Raw genomic sequence first — 1,504 nt, forward strand, 5'->3', positions numbered from 1 at the left:
TGCTCCAGCTCGCCGAATCCCCGCACCGAGCGCGTCCTTCCTGCCGGGAAAACCTAAACGCCATAGTAGGTGCAGATGCGCGGTTACTGGCGGCCGGCGGCAATCCCCATCGGCCCCGCCGCCGAGGACGTGCCCGGTGGTGAGGGGCCTGGGCTGGAGGCGGTGGATCGGCCTCACCCCGGCCGCCGTGCTCAACCTCTCCGTCGCCACCGGCCGCGCGGGCCGTGGTGTGCCCTGCTCGCCTGCGTTCACCGCGTCGGCCTGGGGTGGCCGTTCCTCGGCCCGCCCCCTCGGCTCCCGCTGGGCGCTGTGGGCTTTCGGGTTCGCGCGCCGCCATGGCCGTACGGTGCTGCGACCGGCGGGGCGCTGCTGGTGATAGTGGGAGTTGTGCAGGTCAACAGGTTGGCAGTTCCGCAGGTCAACAGGTTGCGGGCGTACCTGACGGGGATGCTGCGCTCCTGGGTACGGGCCGCCAACCCGCACTGTGATCTCCGTAAAAGCGGGGCTGGAGCGTCGGCGCGGGCTAGCATCCCGTGCCATGGCCAGGACGCGTGTGCAGCTGCCTTCGGCCCGGCGGTTCGCCGGGCTGCTGGCCGGGCTCACTCTGGCCCTGTGCACCACGGGGCTCGCCCAGCCCGCCATGGACGCGATACCCATGGCGTCGATGGCGTCGATGGCGTCGCCGTTCTGGGCGGATCGAACGGATCGGGCAGAGGCGCAGGAGATGGCCGCTCCGCCGCGCCCCATGGACGACATGGCCATGGAGTGCCAGCCGTCCGCCCAGTACCGTCCGGCGAGCGCCCCGCTGCCGCCCGCCGCGCACCTGTCTGCGGCGGCCGTGGACGGCGTGGCCGGATCGGCGAGTGTCCAGCGGGCGCCACCGTCCCCCGCCTCCCGTGAGGGACCCGACCTCGGCAGACTCTGCGTGAGCCGGACCTGATCCCACCCTGCTCTACCGGTCGCCGGCCGGCGGAATGCAGATGCCCGATCAGCCCGGCACGCCGTCATGCGCGCGTGCCCTCCCCGTGATGGAGAACCACACGCATGGCCTCGACACTCACCCTGTTCCTCACCAGCGCCGGTACCGGTCTGCTGGCCGGGGGCGCCTCCTGTGCTGCCGTGCAAGGCGGCCTGCTGGCCGGCGCCGTCAGCCGCCGCACCACCGGTGAAGCCCCGCCAAGCCGGGCGCCCCGCCAGGCCGGCAAGCGTCAGACCGGCACGCGCCGGCGCGATACGCGCACGTCTGGCACGCGGCAGCGGGTCGCCGAACCGCTCGCTCCGGTCGGAGCCTTCCTCGCCGGAAAGCTCCTCTCCCACACCCTCCTCGGCGCCCTGCTCGGGATCTTCGGTGCCGCGCTGCAGCCCAGTCCCCGCACCCGGGCGGTCCTGCTCATCGCCGCTGGTGTGTTGATGGTGCTGTTCGCCCTGGACCTGATGGGGGTCAAGGCGGTGGCCCGGCTGGTGCCCCGCTCACCAGCCGCCTTCGGGCAACTGGTGCGGCGCA

3 protein-coding genes are annotated in these 1,504 nt (G+C 73.0%); all 3 read left to right on the top strand.

Annotated elements, in window-relative coordinates; translation table 11 throughout:
* Positions 1–136 precede the first annotated feature (136 nt).
* Positions 137–376, top strand: a complete 240-nt coding sequence (locus GAS53_RS54805) for a hypothetical protein (RefSeq protein ID WP_151485292.1) — start codon at positions 137–139, stop codon at positions 374–376.
* Between the two features lie 162 nt (positions 377–538).
* Positions 539–940, top strand: a complete 402-nt coding sequence (locus GAS53_RS54810; RefSeq protein ID WP_151485293.1) for a hypothetical protein — start codon at positions 539–541, stop codon at positions 938–940.
* A gap of 104 nt (positions 941–1,044) precedes the next feature.
* The coding region (locus tag GAS53_RS54815; protein ID WP_192583734.1) for an urease accessory protein UreH domain-containing protein at positions 1,045–1,504 on the top strand (460 nt) is incomplete at its 3' end.

Origin of the sequence: Streptomyces albicerus (genome assembly GCF_008905045.1) — a bacterium.
In the GTDB taxonomy this organism is placed as follows: domain Bacteria; phylum Actinomycetota; class Actinomycetes; order Streptomycetales; family Streptomycetaceae; genus Streptomyces; species Streptomyces albicerus.

Bases quoted from the DNA above. Each gene is read 5' to 3' on its own strand.
- GAS53_RS54810 (WP_151485293.1), top strand. From the start codon at position 539: ATGGCCAGGACGCGTGTGCAGCTGCCTTCGGCCCGGCGGTTCGCCGGG.